A 22,513-nucleotide genomic window follows, 5' to 3' on the forward strand; every position below is an offset into this window, starting at 1 on the left:
AAGGTGTTGAATTTTGAAACACTACAGATTATATTCTTTTAGTTTTCTCCATAAAGTAGATCGGTCTACTCCAAGTGCTTGTGCCGTCTTAGTTTTGTTATTGAAATATTTTTTTAATGCCGCCTCAATCAGTTCTCGTTCCTTCACTTTAATGCTTAAATCAGAAAGATTTTTCTGGCTTTTGTTCCTATTAAGCTTTAGTAAAAGGAATTCGCAGCTTTGCACTGTTAAGGTTGTTCCCTCCTCAAGCAGTACCATTCGTTCAACTATATTTCTGAGCTCCCTTATATTTCCTGGCCAGTCATATGCCTTAAATAATGTATATACCTCTTGGTCAATACTAACGATTTTCGTTTCGCGTTTTTCGTTGAATTGATTAACAATTGCCTCCAATAGGTCAGGAATATCGATTAATCGATCGCGCAAAGGTGGTAACTCAACATTCAAAACGTTAATTCGGTAATAAAGGTCAGTTCGAAACTTTTTTTCTCTAATTTCTTCCTCTAATTTTCGATTTGTTGCAGCAATGATTCGAACATCTACTGGCACAACACGTTCGCCCCCGACCCTTCGCACTGTTCTTTCCTGAAGAACACGCAATAATAGAGCTTGGATATGAAGAGGCATTTCACCGATTTCATCTAAAAATAAAGTACCACCGTGAGCAAGTTCAAATAGACCTACTTTTCCTCCCTTATTCGCCCCTGTAAATGCCCCCTCTTCATAGCCAAATAATTCACTTTCCAACAGGCTTTCTGGTAATGCAGAACAGTTTACAGCAACAAAAGGACCCAGTACACGTGGACTTGCCAAATGAATACCTTGTGCGAATAATTCTTTTCCGGTTCCAGATTCACCTGTAATTAATACAGTTGCTTCAGTTTGAGCAAATCGCTGGGCTAATTCCTTAGCCTTTATCAATTCCGAGGATCGACCAACAATATCACTCAGTCTATGTTTTGCTTCAAGTCCACTTTGATGTAACATCTTTCTAAGTTTAAGCTCCATTTTTTTAATATTAGTGATTTCTTTAAAACTTGAAACTACCCCAACAATTTTACCTTTGACAATCACTGGGAATCGGTTAATGACAATTTGCCTCCCCATAACTGTTGCAATATCCCCCATTTCTATTTTTCCAGTTGCAAGAATGCGCATCAAATCGGAATGAGGGATAAATTCCGTAATCTTATGTCCTTTTACTCCATCTTGTAGACCTAATAGTTTTTTCGCATGTTCGTTAGCTACTGTAATTCTTCCCTCATGGTCTACTGCCACAACTCCATCGTGAGCAGATTTAACAATAGCTTCTACCTGATACCTTTCCATGGCTATACTTGCTGTTAATTTGTCTATGGAAATTGCCATTTGTATACTAGAAATCAAAGAAGATAGGGAGGGTTTGATAAGATGTACGGTTCCTGTATGTGAATGAGTGAGTAAATCTTTCATCCAAACGGGAGCTACATACACCCTATCCGGTTTTATACCAGCTGAAAAAAATTCTTCTTTACTGACAAAATGTAATGAGATTCGTGGATTCTCATCATATTCTTTTTTTAGCCATTTAATTTCTTCTTCTGATGCAACAACACAACATTTTTTGCTAGAATCATTCATTAGACCTTTTTTTTCTTTCATTCTCTCAATATCATCCAGACGAATGGAAAGCGGTAGAATTGGAACTTGAAGAGCTTCTAATTCTTTTTGATAGATTGCGGGCGTTATAATGACCATCGGGTTCATAATCTGCTCTAACAAAGCATTCACAGAATAAAAACGAGCAGTTTTGTATCCTACTCCTTGAAACAGCTTTCCAATTTGATTTTCCAATGAGTCACTCATTTTATATAAGGCAATCATTACACTTCTCCTTGTTACACACATATTTGGGATTCAAATCTATCATTTCCATTACAATTATACACTTTACATACAATATATGGCACGATAACTTCATGCCCAAATATATATTTCAAAGGTTTTCATGATTGCAATTCTTCCTCCATAAAGAAGCCTGAAGTGAAAAAAATATTAAAATTCACTTTCTATAGATGCCCTGAAATATCAAGAATGTGAACTGTTTATAAGAGTACTATCACCCTCTGGCTCTCTTGCTTTAACGCTTCGTCTTCAGGTTTATTGAAAAAATTCCGGTTTCAAGTGAAGAGAAAATCCCCTTTATTTTTTTTTGTACCTTTTTTCATCTAGATTATTTCCACTAATATGACATTCCGCGAAACAAAATAAAAAAACCTGAATCTATTTTTCAGGTTTTTTAGTGTTCTATTTTATTTTACTACCAAAGAAATGCAAGAAAGATTAAGGACGAAATTGCCCCAAAGGCAAATCCATTAGCAGCCCCCCGACCAAATCCTGAATTAAAACCAAAACCATAACCAAATCCTCCAATGTTACCACCATCATCAATTGGGCGAATATAAACACGGTTAGGAGTAACCCGATGTATAATTCCACGATGAACCGTCCCTCTATTTGTACGAATTTCTACTGGTCTTCCAACACCTTGCCTGCACTTATGATAATAATTGTGGTTTCCCATTTTAACACTCCCCTTTTTAATCGTTCTACATCGTATGCATCCGGGGACTAGCCTGCATAGATTAAACACCCAATACCAATGAAAAGTCTGTTTCAAATTTCCTTTTTGTTGAATTCAATCACGCATTGATTCAGCTGCATAAAATAAATGAATTACTTTTTTAAAGGAGACAATGCAATGAATCATTCATACCAAGACGCCTTAGCATTCTTAGGAATTGAAGGGGCTCATCCTGGAGGATTTGAACTAACTAAACAACTCTTAAAGAATGAAAAAATAGACCAATCCACAAAAATCCTTGATGCTGGATGCGGAACAGGGCAAACATCTCAATTCTTGGCTCAACACTTTCTTTGCCAAGTTTTCGCATTGGATAATCACTCTGAGATGGTAAAACATGCAAACCAACGATTTCAACAAGCTAACATCCCCAGTAATGTTTATATGAATTCCATAGAAGATTTACCTTTTACTAATAATTATTTTGATTTTATCATGGCTGAATCCACAACAGCATTCACTAATATTCAACAATCGCTTTGTGAATATTACAGAGTCCTAAAACCTGGTGGTACTTTGATTTCTATTGATATGACGGCAGAGACTGAACTTAACCTTAATCAAAAAAAGGAAATAATGAAATTCTATAATTTAACGAATGTCTTGACACAATCGGAATGGTTAAAAGCATTCAAAAAGGAGGGATTTAAAAATCTAAAAATTCTAAAGTCGAATACAGTTTTAGAAGAATTAAAAAATTCATCAGCTGTCGATAACCTCATTCTTCCTTTAAATGAATCTTTGGAACAAATCATAGAGGAACATTATCGGCTTGTCCTAACTTGTGGAAACAGTTTGGGATATAGAGTATTTAGGGCAAATAAGGAATAGCCCAATAAAACTCTAATATATATATATGCAAATATTTTTATGGAACAAATCTGATAAGGGGGTTGTTTTCTCCATTCATCTCTATCAATTATACATTCCACTTGAATTCGTAACTAACAAACTGTGCAAAGTATAAAATCTCCAAGGGAATGAAATTATCGTTAAATCGGCTTCATATTTTCATCTTTAAATTAATTAATAAAAAAATTTAAAGAGGCTGTCCGAATTTTGAAACAACCTCTTTTTCACTTTAAATTCCTTAATTTCCTTATTACATCTAAGGACTCCGCTTTATTTACAAAGAAATAGCTTAAATAAAAATTGTGTCAGCTAAATTAGTGTTTTAGTCCTGTTGAAGAATGATTCCCTTCAAAATCCTAATTTAGGTTATACAATTATTATTTGGTAATTTCTAATAGTTTCATAAACTTTGTAGCTTCGGAGGAGTCCCAAACAAGAATTTTAGTTTATGCTTTCTCTTTTGAACGAACGAATTGATTAAAGAATGAAAGTATCTTTTGATAGACGGCAATTTCATTTTCTTTCTTGGAAAAGCCATGTCCTTCATCTTCTAACAACATATATTCAACATCTCTTCCTTTATCCTTTAATGCTTGCACAATTTGGTCTGATTCTTCTTTGACAACACGAGGATCGTTTGCACCTTGAATAACAAGCATTGGCTTTGTCATAGAGTCTAAATAAGTGATTGGAGAATACTCAATGAGCTTTTCTTTATCTTTTTCCGGATTTCCTACCCATTGATCCATAACCGGCTTCCAATCTTCAGGAACCGAATTGATAAAAGAGAATAGATTTGATGGACCGAAAATATCAACAACCGCTTTAAAGTAATCAGCATGGCGACCGTGTAGAAGAAGAGCCATATAACCACCATAGCTTCCACCCATTAATAGAATATTTCCTTTTTGTGCATATCCTTGTTTTATCAGCCAATCTAGACCAGCGACATTATCTAAGCGTGGCCCATATCCCCAGTCTCCTTCTACCATTTTCATGAATTCCAAACCATAACCAGAAGAACCACGAAAGTTTGGAGCGAAAATACTGTACCCATGATTTAAAAAGAACTGAAATGAAGCTCTAAAAAATTTCCGTTCTGCCGCTTGTGGACCTCCGTGAGGCCAGAAAATAACTTCACCATTATCATTTTCCTTTTTTGCCCTAAAAAATAATGCTTCAATCTCCATACCATCAAAAGATGGGTATGTTATGACATCCGGTTCAACTAAGTCATTTGAATCTACTCCAGGAACAGAATACTGAGTTAATGATATCCACTCATTTCCCAATCGTTTATAAATATTATGAGGATTAGTTGCACTCCTTCCTAATAAGTACAGAGTGCCTGATTTAGCGACTTCAAGCTTTTCAATGACACTGCAAGGGGACGAAAGCTTCTTCCAATCAGTACTTTGGAGATTGTATTCATATAAATGATCCTCTACACCCTTTTGACTAGTTACATATAATAATTGATGCTCTTTACTATATTTTAAGCCATCAAAACTCTCATTTTCCAATTCTTTAACTTTACTGAATTGGTCTGTTTCAAGGTTGTATGAAGCCAAATAGGTAAAATCTGAATCATAATCAGTCAGTAAATATACCATTGAATCTGAAACAAAAACACCATCATTAACTGTGTGTTGTTTCTCAGTAGGAGGCGTAAGCAGGATATTTTCATTGCCGCGTTTCGCATATAGAAGAGTATATGTATTAGCAAAGTGTTTATAGTATAGTAAGGTTTCTTCATCTGGGCTTAAGCCATATAAATACGTTGCTGCATCCTTTCCTTCTAGAACCTTTGTTTCACGCCCCGATTCTAAATCTAAACAATAGGCATTCAAATAGGACGGATTTCCTTTCGATGAAGTGTAATAAAGTTTATTGCTGTCTTCCGATAACATCGGCATAAAATTACGAGTATCTTCATGATAGACAATTTCCTTCATCGCCCCACCTTGCAAGGGAATCCCGTAAAATTGAGTATTTTCATTGCCGTCTTGGTCAAATCCAGCAATAATAAACCTGCTTTGCTTATCATATAAAAGACCTTGGCAGCTTTGATCCACAAATGTGAGCGGATAAGGGAAGGTGTTTGGCAGATTCATCCCCCATAAATTATACTTGCCACTCAAATTCGTACTAAAAACCAGCTGCTTTTCATCTGGACTAAGTGCAAAATCACCAATAGAAAAAGTTCGCAAAAACTGCTCAACATCAGGCTTAGGAAATGAAATCATCGTTTGCAACTCCTTATATTTTTAATATAATGAAAAATCTGTAATTATTATACCATATTTTACCTTATATTTAAAAATAAAACTACTACTCTTGCGATCATTGCCCCGACCTAAAGTACCATTCAATTTAACAGGATGAAATGGTAATTATATAATCACCATTACAAGATAAAATACTTCTCAACAAATCACTATTATTAAATTAGTTAATACGAAGATTTCATGGAACTCTTTGTACACATCCCAATAACGAATCAATTACAAGACAAAAAAGCGACACTTGTTATCATAGGTATTAAGCCAGATCCAGATGGAAAGGGAGGGCATTCAGAAAAAGTAAAAAGAGAGCCACTCCGCAATGGAATGGCTCTCGGTTGACAAATCCACACAAAAAAAGAGCTAGGCTTGTTCTGAAGAAATATTTATCATCTAATCATTATATGATGATCAAAGACCACTTCTAATACCAAATAGTTACCGCTTTCTTATAGGCGTCACTATTAGGGATTGCATGTATCCCCTGGGCCTGTGCCTTGCGCGGGTCTAAGTCATATACCATTGGTGTATAACATGAGGTCTGCCCTTTATTTACAACTCCATTTCCTCCTGTGCTGTTACACGTATAAGCTTTACCATCTGTGCTTCTAACGATTCTAGCATCCGCTTCATGATTGTATACAGCCGGACGCGTAACAGTAACTTTCGCCCAGGCAGTTTTACAGGTAGTGCTGAATTTCAATTCTACATACGAAACGGAATCAATCCATTTTGTATCCTTCGTAACAGCCGAGCTTGCACAACTATTATAGTTAGGGCTTTTTCCATCATAATTATGATTTTCGGCTAGTGCTTGATTATTCCCAAATATAAAAAAATCAATAACGAACATCGACAACATCATTACTAACGATAAACCTATCATTTTAAGTTTATGATTCAAGTCATTCATCCTTTCTTTACATAAAAGTAGAAGAAGGCTTTTGCTTTATCATTAATACCAGCCGGTTTCACCTGCCGTATATGGCCAAAATGCAACTGCTTTCGCCTTTCGCGGATCTAAATCATATACCATAGGTGTATAACATGTTGTTTGACCTTTATTAATCTCCCCATTTCCTCCAGGAGATGCACAACTATATTGTTTATTATCAGTGTTCCGGACGACTAATGCCGTTGCCTCTCCGTCAGTTTTAGCTGGCCTGCTTAGAGTAATCTTTGCCCAAGCGGTTTTGCAAGTTGTACTGAATTTCAACTCTAAATTTGCAGAAGCACCGTTTGCATAAATTTTCAAATTCTTCTTCGTAACCGCACTAGCCGCACAACTATTGTAGTAAGGGCTTTTTCCATCATAGGCGTGGGTTTCTGCAGATGCCTTGTTGGTAAAGAAATCAAGGGAGCCAAAAAGGACAAAAAAAGCTACAAAAGTCAATGAAATACATAAAACCATTCTTTTCATTGCATCAATCATTCCCTTCATGAAATTCATCCACCCTTTATATTACAATTATGGGATATTTCCGTAAGTGTAAAATTCCCTAAATTTATGAAATACTTTACGGACGGTTTTTGTTACTGCTCTTACAGTCTGATATGTCTCGTTTTTTCATCTGTAAAACAGACGTAAAACTAACTATCCTCATGAGCTTTTGATTATAAATAGTTGTAAAACTAAGAAAATATACACTGACCTTTCGTATAAAGTTATCCATCTGGTTACCGTTAGCGGGGTATTTGGCACGGACCCAAAGACATAATGGTTTTGGGTCGTTCTTTGTTTGTTGAAAACGGGACAGGAACCAATTGAATGTAGGCAAGATCATTAAAGAAAAACGAGCATTTGTAAGCATTCTTTTCCGTTTTTTTATAAACCATAGAGGGAATTTTTCTGATAAAAATCGAGTCTTTAGTTAGCGTCGTCTTAACACTCCAACTCTATTAGGTGATAAGATGATTAACTTTTATTTTTGGGGGAATTTAAAACGTTGATATTCGGTATTCAGCACAGATGTTGAAATTTACAACAACTTTTAAGGTCCTTATCTAAAGAATTCTAAAAAAAATTTTCTTAGCAAGTATTAGCACTAGAAAATTGGGAAAGAGATCTCTTTCATCGCTAGCCAAACATGTCATTTAATCAGCTACCACCAGAACATCGAGATGTCTAGACTCTCTTAGTAGACGTGCAACAATGGAACCTTGTTTAATTTCTTGCCATCTCGATCTTGCTGAATGCCCTATGATAACTTGTGTCGCTTTTTTATCTTTTAATTGTTTAGTTATTTCACCAACCACTAATCGTCTGTCTGCAGTTGAATATAATTCGAAATTACCACCTAATCGATTCGTAAGACTTATGATTTTATCGAGTATATTCTGCTCATCATTTGACAGAGATGGTTGATCTTTAACGTACACAACAAACCACTTAGCTTTAAGACGATAGGCAATACGAAATCCCCTTCTAATTAAGCGCTCAGAATCTGGTCTAAGATTTACACAGACAAAGATTACTTCTTCTTTTCTCCACGGCCCTCTTACTCCCTCTTTTCGTTTTAATGACTCTAATCTGTCATCCACATCATCTGCTAATTCACGGAGCGTAAGTTCTCTCAATGCTATAAGGTTTCGTGTCTTAAAGAAATTGCTAAGTGACTGTTCTACTTTATCTCTAGCATATATATATCCTTCCTGCATCCGTTGTCTGAGTGCCTTTGGGGAGATATCAATTAACTCTAGTTCGTCTGCTAAATGAAGAAAACTGTCTGGAACAGTTTCTCTTACACACACTCCTGTTATTTGCTTTACACTATCATTTAAACTTTCTACATGTTGAATATTCATTGTAGAAATAACCGAAATTCCGGCATCCAGAATGGCAATTACATCTTGATAACGTTTTTGGTTGTTACTTCCGGGTACATTCGTATGTGCTAATTCATCTACCAGCACTACTTCAGGATTGCGAATAATTATGGCCTTAAGGTCCATTTCCTCAAGTACTACGTTTTTATATGTAATATGTTTTCGAGGTATGATTTCTAAAGTTCCAATTTGCGCTGCTGTCTCTTTACGCCCGTGTGTTTCCAATAATCCAATCACAACATCAATTTCGTTTTGATTCAATTGATTTGCTTCCCTCAGCATGGTATATGTTTTTCCTACACCAGGTGCAGCCCCAATATAAATTTTTAACGTACCTCTTTTTACTCCTTGTATTTTTTCTTTTATTTCATCAGGAGAAAGTCTTTGATATGGATTTTTTTTCCTTGTTTTTGACTGAATAGCGGGTATTACTCTTTCTCCATGTACTTCTGCACGGTCTGCTACAATAAACACATCAATATTTTTCGTTTTTCTCAATATTCTATTTACTATTGAACCGTGAATAATCTCTTCCCATCTCGTCCTTTTAGAATGACCAAGGATAATTCGAGTTACATAATGTTGCATGGCATATTCAACTATTTCTTCAGCGATTTCTTCCCCTTTTATTGTCATTTCCTCAAATTTTCCATTTAATTTATTAATGAGTTTTTGCATGGATCTTTTAAACATTTCTTCTTCTTTAGATAATTTTCTTTGAGTTGGAACAAAGCTAACAATCAATAGCTCCCCACCTAAACGCTTGGCTATTTGATCCCCTCTTCGTATTAAGATGGATCCATTCCAATGATATTGTACACATACCAAAATCCGTTCAGAAGCACCTGAAGGTCCCAATAACCCTTCCTCTTCTCGATATTCAGTTAGATCCTCTTCCACTTCTCCAGCCAAAAACCGGAGTGACAGTTCCCTAAGTACCGCTAGGTTATCCTTATTGTATAATTGCACAAGTCCTTTGGCTTGTTCGTCTTTTTCTTCAATTTCCCCTTCCTGGAGACGTTTTAAAATTGCTTCAGGAGTAACATCTAAAAGACGTACTTCATCTGCCTGCGTCAATGTATCTTCGGGTACAGTATCATTTACATGAAGTGGCAGTTGTAGTAATTGCTCTGCAACTTTTTTCACTCCTTTCAACTCGTAAATATTTATTGTTGTTATGACACTAATCTCATTGTTTATTAATTCCTTAACATCTTCTAATCTAGTTGGGTTTTTAGCAGATGAATGATTTTTATGAGCTAATTGGTCAACTAAAATTACTTCCGGGTTTCGTTTGTAAATTTCCTTCATATTCAAATCTTGTCTAACATGACCGTTTTGCTCCCATTCGATAGAAGGTATAATTTCTAGGCAGCCTAATTGCTCAAGTGTTTTAGGACTACTCGATGTGCAAACTACCCCGACAACTACGTCAATCCCACGTTTTTTTAACTCATTTCCTTCAAGGAGCAAATGATAGGTTTTCCCTGAACCATATACAGCCCCAAGTATGATCTTCAGCCTGCCTTTTTTAATATTAGAGATCGACTGTAGAATTTCATCTGGTGTTTTTCTACGAAATTGATCTGGCATATTACTACCTCCAGTTTCATTCTAAGGTAAAAGGAGAGTAGAAAAACTCTCCTAATTAAAATTATTCTAGTTCGTCCAATGCTATATTTAACTTCAAAACATTAATTCGAGGTTCACCAAAAAGTCCAAATGAACGACTTTCCGTGTATTCGTCAACAAGATTATATAAACTTTTTTCAGATAATCCTCTCTCATTTGCAATACGGGGAACCTGAACAATCGCTCCTTGAGGAGTAACATTTGGATCAAGTCCTGAAGCCGAATTTGTCATTAAGTCAGAAGGTACATCTGCTTTATCTACTGTAGGATTTTCATTTAAAAATTCTTCAATATCATTTAATGTCCTTTCAATCATTTCTTTATTTGATGGAGAATAGTTTGGCGTACCTGAGCCGGCTGCGTCGTAATTAATGGAAGAAATACGACCATGGAAGTAACCCGGATCTTTATAAGATTGACCAATCATTTCGGAGCCTATAATTTCACCCGATTCATTTTTAATTAAGCTACCCTCTGCTTTTACAGGCATTATCACCTGAGCTAGCATTGTCATCAGTAACGGATACGCAATTCCACAAATAAATAGTAGTACGAAAACTGTACGTATATTCTTTAACATGAATTCTCACCCTTATTTTTAATTTTAAGCAACTCTAAACATCACAAGAATTAAATCAATAAATTTAATTCCGATAAAAGGAACTAACACTCCTCCTAATCCATATAGAGACAAATTCTTTGTTAACAATCTTGTGGCGCTCATAGGAACATATTTAACACCTTTCATAGCTAATGGTATTAGCAATGGAATGATAATGGCGTTAAATATCAAAGCTGATAATATAGCACTTTGAGGTGTTGCTAATCCCATAATATTTAGAGCTTTCATTTGAGGAATAGCCAACATGAACATAGCAGGGATTATCGCAAAATATTTAGCCACGTCATTCGCAATACTAAAGGTGGTTAAGGCACCTCGGGTCATAAGCAATTGTTTTCCAATGGCTACCACTTCAATGATTTTTGTAGGATCTGAATCCAAATCCACCATATTAGCTGCTTCCTTTGCTGCATTTGTTCCTGTATTCATTGCCAATCCAACATCAGCCTGTGCTAACGCAGGCGCATCATTTGTACCATCACCAGTCATTGCTACAAGTTTACCTTCCGCTTGTTCCCTCTTAATAACAGAAATTTTATCTTCAGGCTTTGCTTCGGCAATAAAATCATCTACTCCGGCTTCTTTAGCAATAGTCGCAGCTGTTAACGGGTTATCACCAGTACACATCACGCTTTTAATGCCCATTTTTCGTAATTCATCAAAACGTTCCTTCATACCTGGTTTTACTGTATCTTTCAAGTAAATAACACCTAGTACACGATTTCCTTCTATAACAACAAGTGGCGTCCCGCCTTGCATGGCTACTTTATCACTAATGTCTTTTAAATCACTTGGGACTTTTCCCCCCTGATACAGGATGTTTTCGATTATTGCATCAACTGCACCTTTTCTGACCTTTTTCCCATCAGTAAAGTCAGTTCCGCTCATCCTGGTTTCAGCTGTAAACTCTATTCCTTCCGTACCATTTTTATTTAATTCTTTTTCAGACAAGCCGGATTTTTTTGCAAATTCTATGACAGAACGGCCTTCTGGAGTTTCATCATGTAAAGATGAATATACCGCAAATTTGTTAAGCTCTTCTTGACTTATACCACTAACCGGTAAAAGGGCAGCAGCCATGCGGTTCCCATGTGTGATGGTTCCCGTTTTATCAAGGATGATCGTATTAATATCACCAGCTGCTTCTACCGATTTTCCAGACTTCGCAATTACATTATATTGTGTTACTCTGTCCATTCCCGCTATTCCAATAGCAGAGAGTAGACCTCCGATTGTTGTAGGAATCAAGCATACCAGTAATGCTATTAAGGTAGCGATTGGCAATGTCACTTTGATATATGAAGCAATAGGTACTAGCGTAGTACATACAAGCAAAAAGATAAGTGTCAAACTAACAAGCAGAGTACTAAGGGCAATTTCATTAGGTGTTTTTTGTCTTTTAGCTCCTTCTACCAAGTTAATCATACGATCAAGGAAAGATTCCCCAGGATCAGTACTTACTTTGACTTTGATATAGTCACTAATAACTTTTGTTCCACCTGTTACCGAACTAAAATCCCCACCAGACTCTTTTATTACAGCAGCTGATTCACCAGTAATTGCTGATTCGTCTACAGCAGCCACTCCTTCGATTACATCACCATCCGTTGGAATTAAATCATTGGCTTTCACTAAAACTGTATCGCCCTTGCGTAGTTCTGTTGCATCGACTATTTTTATGCTGCCATCTTTCTGGATTAACCTTGCTTTAGTATCCTGCTTTGTCTTTTTAAGACTATTAGCTTGTGCTTTTCCGCGTCCTTCTGCCAGAGCTTCAGCAAAATTAGCAAAAATAATGGTCACAAATAAAATGATGGTCACTGCAATGTTATATCCTCTTTCTGATATTCCACCAAAAAGTGCAGGGTATATTGAAAGGAGAAGGGTAATAACAAACCCTATTTCAACTACAAACATAACTGGATTACGAGCCATTACTTTTGGATTTAATTTTTTGAACGCATCTTTAATCGCCTCTAAAACAATTTTCTTACTTACGTTTGCTTTACGCTTTGTACTCATTTGGAATACTCCTTTTCAACATTTATCTAATCGTTAGCCACTCAGCGACTGGCCCAAGTGCAATTACTGGGAAGAAAGTCAATGCTCCAATAATTAAAACAGTAGCTAAAAGAATAACAAGGAACGTACTATTATCTGTTTTAAATGTTCCGATTGTTTCTGGAACACGTTTCTTAGCGAGTAATGATCCAGCGACAGCAATCATTGCAATCATTGAGAAGTAACGGCCAAACAACATGACTAAACCAGTGGAAATATTCCAAAATGGTGTATTGTCACCTAAACCTTCAAAACCAGAACCATTATTGGCTGCAGAAGAAGTAAACTCATAGACTACTTGAGAAATACCATGAAAACCAGGGTTTGAAATAGCCGATGAACCCAACTGTGTTGCTAAAGCTATGGCAGAGGGTACTAAGATGATTAATGGATGCAGAAGAATTGCTATTGCTATTAATTTCATCTCCTTTCCTTCAATTTTCTTACCTAAAAACTCAGGTGTACGGCCAACCATAAGTCCGGCAAGAAATACAGCCATTACTGAATACATAAGGATATTTACCGTTCCTACTCCATCACCGCCAAACACACAGTTCAACATCATCATGGCCAGTGGTGCTATGCCTCCGAGTGGAGTAAGGGTATCATGCATATTGTTAACAGAGCCTGTAGTAGCAGCTGTTGTCACACTTGTAAATAATGCACTCTGAGCAATACCAAAACGAACCTCTTTTCCTTCCATACTCCCATTCTCTTGTGAAAGACCTATTTTCTCTAATGCTGGATTACCATTTTTTTCATTGATATAAGTAATACTTAAGAAGACAAGCAACATTAATCCCATCGCTGAAAAAAGGATCCAGCCTTGTTTCTTATTTCTCGCCATATATCCAAAAGTGAATGGAAGAGCTGCAGGTATCAGAAACATAGATAATATTTCCAAGACATTTGTAAAACCGTTAGGATTTTCAAATGGATGGGCTGAGTTGACCCCAAAGAAACCTCCTCCATTTGTACCAATGTGCTTGATAGACTCCAATGCAGCTACAGGCCCTCTTGCAATATTTTGCGTGGCTCCTTCTAATGTGGTAGCAATTGCCGTAGGATTAAGTGTTTGCGGCACCCCCTGTGACACTAGAACTAAACCAATCAAAATAGATAATGGAAGTAGCACCCGAGTAATTGAACGAATTAAATCCACATAAAAGTTTCCTATACTCCGCTGATTCGTTAACCCTCTAAAAAATGCCATACATAATGAAAGACCAGTAGCGGGTGTCGTAAACATCAAGAATATAATTACTGCCATTTGAGATAAATAAGAGAGACCCGATTCTCCACTATAGTGCTGTAAATTGGTATTTGTAAGAAAACTTGCAGCAGTATTAAATGCCAACAATGGCTCCATGCTGTCTATCTTACTAGGGTTACCTGGTAAAACACCTTGAAAGCGAATGATAATGTACGAGATAATAAACATTACTAAGTTACTCAATAGCAGTGCCTTGGCATACTGCTGCCATCTCATATCATTTGTATCAATGCCAGATAGTTTGAAAATAACTCGTTCTATTTTTCCAAACACGCTATCTTGTTTGGTTATTTCAAGAGAATAAACATTCGTTAAATATTTGGCCATTGGTATGGAGAATATAACGACAAGTGCCAATACCACGCCGATTTGTAAAAAATCCATTTACTTTTCCTCCGTTAGTAACTATTAATATTTTTCTGGATAAATTAGAGCATGAATTAAATACAATGTAATCGCTCCGACGATAAGAAATAAAAACATTTTCTACTCTCCCTCTTTTTCTATAACTTTGTTACAAAAAAGAATAAATCCTAAAAAGAGAAAAAAAGTTATAGCTATAAGTAATATCGATACAAAATCCATGTAAATTTCTCCCTTCTTCTTCCAAACAGCCATTAATAATAATTTTCTTTTTTCCACCGCTTAATAATTACTGGCAATTAAACTAAAGAACATTGTTTGTTAAAAGCCGATGACACAATCAGCTCCCCTTCTTTAACACATGCTAATATATTGGTTATGACAAGTGACAACTATTAGTCTGAAAGGTTTGAACTCTGAAAAAATTCTAACAAAGTTATTTCCATCAATAAGAGAATTAGGAAAGAGATATAGTTATAAAAAGCTAGTGCATTCGGGCAAATTGATAGTGGTCTTAAACCACTTTTTGTCATAGTCAAATATTTGCAGATTATTTGTGTGCATATGGCTTGCCAAGATGCTTATCTTTTCTAAATTTGAATAATTTCTAATCAGTACTTTTCCCATACAACCGCTCCATTTACTTTTTTTGTTTTCCACGCTTAATTTTTTCTTGGTTAGATAATCCTAACTACTAAAACATAAAAAATAGACCAATGCTTACTCTCTCTCCAGTATGCAGCCATGCAAATTCTATTCAGATTCCAGCAGCGTAAAAAACATTCACGCAGCGGAAAAAAGAATGACTTGCACAAACAAACATATTGTTGGAGAAAAAGTACTCATTGGTCTACTTAACGCCTAGCAAGCTATACAGCTCTCTCTGCGATCAGTCTTCCAAGAAACCTTTTCATTTATAGGCATAATAAAAAGACCTACTAAAATGACAGGTTGCTTTTTTGCTTTAATCACAACAAAAAAAGCCTCCTGAATTAAGGTGGTCTAATGACCTCCTTCGCTTTAGCCGACGAAGTTAGCTGACGGGTAGGATGGCGAAAGAGTGTCTCATCCCTTCTGCAAATGCAGAATTAACCCCAATAATAGTGGGTCCTCCGTTCTCAATTACTTGAGATTTGGCCGATATCAAATTGTTATTTATGAGGATTATTCTACGCTCACCATTAAAGGTTTGTAAACCTCATTAAATCTCGAAAAAACTTCAAATTCATTCATATAAGTCCATTTCAATTAAATTTATCCATAAAAACCTTTATTTACTCTTAAATCCTATATATTACGGATTTTTCTAAAGTTTTACAAACTCATATTGACAAGAACTTAGATTGGGCATTATGATAAACCCCATAAATTCCTGAGATAAAATGGAGGCAATATGTTAAATTCTAAAAAGAAACTTGAGGCTGAAATAAGTGAAGCATTTATTAAATTCCAGCGTGATCTTATTGGCAGAGGACCACAGGAAGCCAAAACATATTTAATTAATGACATGTTGATTACTCGTTTTAAAGGTGTTCTGACAGTGGAAGAAAAGCACCTTGTCAGTCACAATTCCGGCAAAAAACTTGTAAAAAAAATGCGTTCGCTTCTTCGTGAAATGTACACCAAGGATTACGAAAAAATAGTTGAAGATCATACTGGATGCAAGGTTCTTTCCTCCCATAGTGATATTAGCACTAAAACAGGTGAAAGAATCGAAGTTTTTATTATGGATAAGGATTTAGAGAGGTACTTAGAAACTATCAAATAAATAATAGTACTTGATTTGAAATTATGAAGATAAAAAGTATTGAAGTTTTTGAACGAACTTGTTTAGTATTAGTACAAAATATATCCTTAAAGGCTCAAGATTACGATTATAATAAATTACTATATTAAGATTATTTTTATTTGAGAATTTGTCGGATGTTTATCCTATTCATCAATAACATCCTGTAACCTATACGGTCAAAATCCGGATTATTTTTATTGAGCTTTTTTAATAAAAAACATCAGTAGGATGACTATGAATGTTGTCATCTTAACCGATGTTTTTTACGTTTTCGTTAAATCAAAAGACCGTAATTTGTACTTATTATGTTTCTGCATTTTAAATTCCAGCAATTTAATACTTTTTATAGGTGTAAGGATTGTCAGAATCTTCAAGTGTATTCCAATCTTGGGCTATGAGATACGAAATAGTTGCTTTGAATGGCTGGTAATAAATTGAGGATAATTTCCCCTAAATCAGCGATATAATGTATAACTCGGAATCATATTACAGAGAGCAGTTTAGCACTCACTGCTTCTCCATAAAATGTAATACCATAAAACTCAATAGTTTTGTCCATAAAGTTACCTGGGAAATTATATAGGATATCTAATCCTTATAGGTAGTTTTTATCATTTAAAACCATACTCTCTTTTTTGTGGAGAGTGCCTTAAATTCTTCCTCCCTTAACTCTTAATAATCTTCATCTCCGTAATAACTACTGTATTAGGTTGTCTTCGGCACTACTTTCCCAACCATTTCTTCACTAACAAACATCTTTATTTTTCTAGCCACAAAAACATCGATTAACACAAACGGAAATTCTTATATTAAGATATTAATAAATAGTGTATTCAATTGTAAAAAGGTTGACATAGCAAGTATCCTCACCTTAACTTTGTTTATAATTTGAGGAATATATTATTATGATAAAATTAATCTTATGACATTGAATATAAAAACTTAACAACATCAAATTACTATATCATTGTGAAAGCAGGTATATTTATTGCTGAGTAAGCCATTAATAAGCCACGTACTTCCATCATTTCAACTTCATTACGAGAGCTCAATTCGTACCGCGTGGGTATCATCTCACTGTTAGCAATCCATGTTTGGGTGATAATGCTACTATAAACAATTTTGGTTTTCCATACAGATCCAACACATTTTGTACAGTAGTAGTATCATTATGTCTAAGATTTAGAGAATACTTGCATTTGTCCTGAATTTTTTTGCATCAGAACTCAATAGAGTATATAATTACATTATATACAAAATATGTAAAAAGGAAACAAGAGTTATACCTGTGTTATGTTTACCATTTTAATATTTAAGGAGGAAATGGGTATGAGCATGAAAAAATCCTTAATAGGAGTGTCTACAGCTGGATTCATAGCACTTCAAATTTTACTCCCTACAATGACTGAAGCCTCAACGGCTGTCAAATCCAACATCACTCATTATGTAAATGCAAGTGATCCTTACCCGGGTCATGTCATAAAATACGGGGATCAAGGACCTGAAGTGAGGAAAGTACAGAACCAATTAAACAAGAACAACGTCCCAATCTCAGTGGATGGCATTTTTGGTTCGATTACGCTTAAGAAGGTCAAAGAATTTCAAATGCGAAGACATTTAAACACAGATGGGATAGTTGGACTGTCCACTTGGACTGCACTTTATCAAACCGAGTTTCCTTATCCAGGTCATGTTATTAAAATTGGAGATCGAGGTATGAATGTGACTAGAATTCAAGCGCGGCTTAATGACGCAGGGGGATCAATTAAAGTGGATGGTATTTTCGGACTAAAAACTCAAGTCAAAGTGAAGGAATTCCAGAAAAAATTCGGTTTGCAAGTAGACGGAATTGTTGGTCCAGAAACCTGGGACATTCTCTTTAATTATCAAGAATAGGCTGTGTGAATAAATAAGCCATCATGTGAATCAACTCAACAAATAGATAAGGCTGTCGAGGGTTTCTCGACAGCCTTACATTACCATAACAATAGAGTCTATTTAACAAAATATGTGGTACATTATTTCAGCAGCATATAAGGCTCATACTTTGTATAAACATCTTTACGGCGCTTTCTATCTTTAAATGTTGTTGCTGCACCACTTTTCCGATTCTCATAGAGTTCGTCAATATCCACTGTACCGGTAATTACTGTATGTTTATTAACTTCTGCTTCAGCTACTACCCCATTGGCTAGCCAAGCTTTGTCACAAGGACTTAATATGCTTGCACGCCCATATCCATTAGGTAGGGGGTCTCCTGGTTCACCAACAGTAGGACAATGAACAAAGTATACTTGGTTTTCAATCGCACGTGCATGAGCACAATGGCGTACTCTCCAAAAACCAGCCTCAGTAAAAGTGTATGATGGACAGAAAATAATGTCTGCTCCGTTTACACTTAGTATTCTTGATATTTCTGGTATCTCAGCTTCATAACACACAGCTATGCCAATCTTAACCGGACCTATAGAATACACTTCAAGTGTATTCCCTTCAGAGGTTTGCCAATTTGCTTCAGCAGGAAAGATATGAGTTTTTTTATGTTCAACATAAGATCCATCTTTATCAAAAATGTATGCAATATTAAAGTACTCATCTTCACGACATTCAAGATGTGAGCCTGCAATAATAACCTGCTTTCTTTTTCTTGAAATCGAACTAAAAAGTTCTTTATATTGAGTGGTATATTCGTCGATCTTGATTAATGACGAAGCATTCTGATCCGGAAAAGTCGCTAATAACCCGATAGTTAACAGTTCAGGAAAAATAATATAATCTGAGTTTTCGGGAACTTGATTGATTAAGTCTTCTACTTGTTTCTGGAATTCATTAAACGATGCTACTTTTTCTACACGAAATTGACAAGCAGTAATTTTGACTTTCACAGAACCCCTCCCAATTTATTTCTTTTTGTAGCAATGATATAATCATTAATTTCATTTATACGCCCAAAGCCCCCCTTGGTCTAGTTAACCATTTCAACGATAGTGTATGACATGACAACTTCAAACTAGAGTAGGAATTAGGAAATATTACTTTTATTCATATTATTCATTTGCTTACCATGAATAGTGATGTTTTTAGTTAGTCCACTTACAATAAACGTTACTATTATATTTATTAACAACGCTATAACACCTGTACTGATGTCATTAATTACGTGTGGTATATTCGGCAGAAATGTAGCTATTTTCACACCTGAAATTGTCGCATATAAAACAATAAGCACTCCAGCAAATATCCCAGCAATTGCTCCATATTTATTAATTATATTGATTTTTGGTAAACTGCAAAATAATGCAGGTGCTAATTGAGTAATTAAACTATACGACATGATATTCAAGATGGCTAGCGCTTCGCCACCTGTTACCGTTACGATTAAGGCAATGATTGAGATACCAATTATTATTAATCTTGAGACAATTAATTGTTGTTTCTCATTAGCTGCTGGAACCAAAACTTTGTAAAAACTATTTGTTAGCCCTACCGATGCAGCCATTAGCATAACGGAAGCCGGAACTAGAGCGGTCAATAAGCCTGCAGCTCCGATTAATCCGATTACCCATGGATCAAATGTTTGTATCGCTAGTCTTAAAAGCGAAAGATCTCCATCAGCCCCTTGCAAACCCGGGATTTCCATAATAGCTGCAAAACCTATGAAAAAAACAAAGAGCAATAACAAGGTGTATAGTGGTAAAGCAATTGCATTTTTACGAAGCGTTCTTTCTCCATTTGACGAAAGAACAACCATGAATGTTTGTGGTAATAAATAAAACCCTAAAGCATTTAACAAAACCGTGGAGATAAACCAGGATTGACTCAGCCCTTGATCAGCTAAGATTAGCATTTCAGGTTTAGCAGACTGAACCGTCTCAAACATTGGCTGAATTCCTCCAAAATAATGGAACGGAATATAAATACCTAAAAATATTACAACTACCAATATCATAAAATCTTTAAGTATAGCGGTCCATGCTGAGCCATGAATACCTGATATCATTACATAAGTTGTTACAACGATGGCACCTATTATACTAGCTGCAACTGGTGAAATTGCTCCGTAAGAAGCTTCTGAAACAATTATCCCTAACCCTTTGAGTTGTATAACTATATAAGGTACAAGTGCCAAACTTCCCAAAACAGCCACTAACATCCCCATTGAACGACTGCTGTATTTTGATGCAAAATAATCTGGCTGAGAAATAATTGAATGTTGCTTTGAATATCTCCATATTTTGGGCACTAACCAATAAGATAGTACATAGGCTAAGAATATATATGCAGGTACGTAATAAGCCGCTGCTCCTTTTGAGTAAGCCCATCCACTTCCACCAAGAAACGTAAATGTTGTATAAATTTCACCTGCAATTAGTAGAAAAATAAAGAATGTACCGAAGCCCCTGCCGCCTACGGCAAATTGCTCCATATCCATATCCTTTCCTTTTCTTGCTTTTATCCCTAAATAAAGAGCTAGAACTAAGAAGATAGCAATAATAAATAATGAGATATTCATTCTAGATCACTCCCTTTATTATCAGGATCGAACTTATATACAATCATTAAAATAACCGAAGCCATCACCATCCAAAATGCAACCCAAAATAACAAAAAAGGCATTCCTAATATGTAAGGTTCTATTTTATTTGCATAGGGCAGAAAAACTAAAAACCCTATGAATGGTACCCAGAGCAATAGCTTAATAGCATTCAAATTATACCCTCCCTGTAATTCGTAGGTTCAATAGTTAATCTTTAGATTAAGTGAATCACCATCAGTAAGGATTCTTTTATCCATTACTGATGGTATGATGGATAAACATTAGTCACCCTTTTATGTTCTTAAATCCATACAACAAACAAATTACAAATCAATTCTATTTTAATTATTCTTACTAAGAATTCTTATTTAGACTGTATGGCAAGTACAGTTTCTAAAATCACATTTACTCCTTTTTCACAATCTTCCCATGTGGTAAGCTCTTCTTCACAATGACTTTTACCGTTAATACTTGGGACAAAAACCATAGCAGTTGGAATGTAACTAGCTATGAACTGGGCGTCATGACCAGCTCCACTTACCATTCTTTTATATGAAAGACCTAATGAATTAGTAGATTGTTCTAACAAATCACAGATTGACTTATCGAACCAAACGGTATCCCGGTCCCATAATTTTGTTACTTGGATTTCACATCCATCCTTTGAACCTGGTGTTGTAAGTCCTTCAATTATTTCCTCTACCTGCCTAATAGTTTTTGGATCCTTATGTCTAGCTTCTAACGAGAAAATAACTTTATTTGGAATAACCGTATGAATATTAGGAAACACATTTACCCTTCCCATCGTAAAAACTAAATCGTCGTCAAGCATACCCAGTTTTTGACGAGCCTCTGTGATTAAGCTATTCGTAGTAAAGAAAGCATCTTTTCTCATATTCATAGGAGTGGTTCCGGCATGATCAGATTCCCCTGTTACTTCGATTTCATAGCAAACCATTCCAAGCACACATTCAACAACACCTATGGTTAGTGATTCACGTTCAAGAATAGGTCCTTGTTCAATATGCAACTCTAAAAATGCTGTAGCTTCTTTTAAACGAGACTCTACTTCACCTGCATACCCACTAGCATTTAATGCTTCGTCAAAAGTAGTTCCCTCACTATCTGTTTTTTGCAGCATAATAGTTTTTTCGAATTTTCCTGAAAGAATTCCCGATGACATCATAGAAGGTTCAAACCTAGCTCCTTCTTCATTAGTAAAATTAACAATCATAACCGGAATTTTGGGTTTGATATTATTATCTACTAGGGTTCGCACAACTTCTAAACCAGCAACTACTCCTAAGATGCCATCAAACCGTCCACCCTTTTTTACTGTATCCATATGTGAACCCATTACAATCGGCGGCTTGTCTTCAATTCCTGCTAATGTAGCGTAAATATTCCCCAAATCATCAACTTTAATGGTCATTCCCAATTCTTCACAACAATAGCAAAAGTAATCACGAACTAAACGATCTTCTTCAGTCAGTGATAGGCGAGTGACACCATTGTTTACTGTTCGTCCAAAATCCGCAAATTTTTCAAGCGTTTTACTTAGCCTTTCACCATTAATTAATAATTTTTGTTTTTTCATAGAGCATATCCCCTTTCAAATAAACTGCTAAATTTCTTAAAGCGATTTTTTCGGCT

At 35.6% G+C, this 22,513-nt stretch carries 17 protein-coding genes and 1 riboswitch; of the genes, 4 read left to right on the forward strand and 13 right to left on the reverse strand.

Features of this window, described 5'->3' with window-relative positions:
- Window positions 1-21: 21 nt before the first annotated feature.
- Both JFV29_RS14660 and JFV29_RS14665 read right to left on the reverse strand, forming a co-directional pair.
- Window positions 22-1,863 (reverse strand): sigma-54 interaction domain-containing protein, encoded by a 1,842-nt coding sequence (locus JFV29_RS14660; protein WP_201184812.1) that lies wholly within the window; start codon window positions 1,861-1,863, stop codon window positions 22-24.
- A gap of 436 nt (window positions 1,864-2,299) precedes the next feature.
- Window positions 2,300-2,563, reverse strand: coding sequence for a hypothetical protein (locus tag JFV29_RS14665; protein WP_201184814.1), 264 nt, complete (start codon window positions 2,561-2,563; stop codon window positions 2,300-2,302).
- Window positions 2,564-2,740: 177 nt separating this feature from the next.
- Between JFV29_RS14665 and JFV29_RS14670 the strand changes: the two genes are divergently transcribed.
- Entirely contained in the window at window positions 2,741-3,454 is a 714-nt protein-coding gene (locus tag JFV29_RS14670; protein ID WP_201184816.1) for a class I SAM-dependent methyltransferase, read from the forward strand.
- Window positions 3,455-3,921: 467 nt separating this feature from the next.
- On the opposite strand, the gene JFV29_RS14675 is transcribed toward JFV29_RS14670, so the two are convergent.
- Window positions 3,922-5,721, reverse strand: coding sequence for a S9 family peptidase (locus JFV29_RS14675; RefSeq protein ID WP_201184818.1), 1,800 nt, complete (start codon window positions 5,719-5,721; stop codon window positions 3,922-3,924).
- A 222-nt stretch (window positions 5,722-5,943) separates the two neighbouring features.
- On the opposite strand from JFV29_RS14675, the gene JFV29_RS14680 reads away from it, so the two are divergent.
- Entirely contained in the window at window positions 5,944-6,099 is a 156-nt protein-coding gene (locus JFV29_RS14680; protein ID WP_201184820.1) for a hypothetical protein, read from the forward strand.
- A gap of 82 nt (window positions 6,100-6,181) precedes the next feature.
- Here the strand turns inward: JFV29_RS14680 and JFV29_RS14685 are convergent, their stop codons facing one another.
- The 6 genes from JFV29_RS14685 to kdpA all read right to left on the reverse strand — a co-directional run bounded on the left by JFV29_RS14685 (window position 6,182) and on the right by kdpA (window position 14,555).
- Window positions 6,182-6,622, reverse strand: a complete 441-nt coding sequence (locus JFV29_RS14685; RefSeq protein WP_376109738.1) for a YjfA family protein — start codon at window positions 6,620-6,622, stop codon at window positions 6,182-6,184.
- Between the two features lie 90 nt (window positions 6,623-6,712).
- Entirely contained in the window at window positions 6,713-7,177 is a 465-nt protein-coding gene (locus tag JFV29_RS14690) for a YjfA family protein (RefSeq protein ID WP_201187841.1), read from the reverse strand.
- 674 nt (window positions 7,178-7,851) lie between these two features.
- Window positions 7,852-10,176 (reverse strand): universal stress protein, encoded by a 2,325-nt coding sequence (locus JFV29_RS14695; protein ID WP_201184822.1) that lies wholly within the window; start codon window positions 10,174-10,176, stop codon window positions 7,852-7,854.
- A 61-nt stretch (window positions 10,177-10,237) separates the two neighbouring features.
- Window positions 10,238-10,795: a potassium-transporting ATPase subunit KdpC gene (gene kdpC / locus JFV29_RS14700; protein ID WP_201184824.1), complete on the reverse strand. Its 558-nt coding sequence runs from the start codon at window positions 10,793-10,795 to the stop codon at window positions 10,238-10,240.
- A gap of 24 nt (window positions 10,796-10,819) precedes the next feature.
- A complete protein-coding gene (kdpB, locus tag JFV29_RS14705) occupies window positions 10,820-12,859 on the reverse strand; it encodes a potassium-transporting ATPase subunit KdpB (RefSeq protein WP_201184826.1) in 2,040 nt (679 codons plus the stop codon).
- A 22-nt stretch (window positions 12,860-12,881) separates the two neighbouring features.
- Window positions 12,882-14,555 carry a potassium-transporting ATPase subunit KdpA gene (gene kdpA / locus JFV29_RS14710; protein ID WP_201184829.1) on the reverse strand — a complete coding sequence of 558 codons (1,674 nt, stop codon included), beginning with the start codon at window positions 14,553-14,555 and terminating at the stop codon, window positions 12,882-12,884.
- 986 nt (window positions 14,556-15,541) lie between these two features.
- Window positions 15,542-15,683, reverse strand: a riboswitch (cyclic di-AMP (ydaO/yuaA leader).
- 244 nt (window positions 15,684-15,927) lie between these two features.
- On the opposite strand from kdpA, the gene JFV29_RS14720 reads away from it, so the two are divergent.
- A complete protein-coding gene (locus tag JFV29_RS14720) occupies window positions 15,928-16,302 on the forward strand; it encodes a DUF2294 domain-containing protein (RefSeq protein ID WP_056523721.1) in 375 nt (124 codons plus the stop codon).
- A 1,350-nt stretch (window positions 16,303-17,652) separates the two neighbouring features.
- On the forward strand, window positions 17,653-18,219 hold the full coding sequence (locus JFV29_RS14725) for a peptidoglycan-binding domain-containing protein (RefSeq protein ID WP_201184831.1): 567 nt from the start codon (window positions 17,653-17,655) through the stop codon (window positions 18,217-18,219).
- A 122-nt stretch (window positions 18,220-18,341) separates the two neighbouring features.
- On the opposite strand, the gene JFV29_RS14730 is transcribed toward JFV29_RS14725, so the two are convergent.
- The 4 genes from JFV29_RS14730 to JFV29_RS14745 form a co-directional block, all read right to left on the reverse strand.
- Entirely contained in the window at window positions 18,342-19,208 is an 867-nt protein-coding gene (locus JFV29_RS14730; RefSeq protein WP_201184833.1) for a nitrilase-related carbon-nitrogen hydrolase, read from the reverse strand.
- Window positions 19,209-19,345: 137 nt separating this feature from the next.
- On the reverse strand, window positions 19,346-20,836 hold the full coding sequence (locus JFV29_RS14735; RefSeq protein ID WP_201184835.1) for a sodium:solute symporter family protein: 1,491 nt from the start codon (window positions 20,834-20,836) through the stop codon (window positions 19,346-19,348).
- Window positions 20,833-21,033 (reverse strand): DUF3311 domain-containing protein, encoded by a 201-nt coding sequence (locus tag JFV29_RS14740; protein ID WP_053346153.1) that lies wholly within the window; start codon window positions 21,031-21,033, stop codon window positions 20,833-20,835. Before JFV29_RS14740 ends, JFV29_RS14735 begins: the two co-directional genes overlap by 4 nt.
- Window positions 21,034-21,224: 191 nt before the next feature.
- On the reverse strand, window positions 21,225-22,457 hold the full coding sequence (locus JFV29_RS14745; protein WP_201184837.1) for a Zn-dependent hydrolase: 1,233 nt from the start codon (window positions 22,455-22,457) through the stop codon (window positions 21,225-21,227).
- Between the last annotated feature and the right edge of the window lie 56 nt (window positions 22,458-22,513).

Source organism: Peribacillus sp. TH16 (assembly GCF_016651095.1).
Classification (GTDB): Bacteria; Bacillota; Bacilli; order Bacillales; family DSM-1321; genus Peribacillus; species Peribacillus butanolivorans.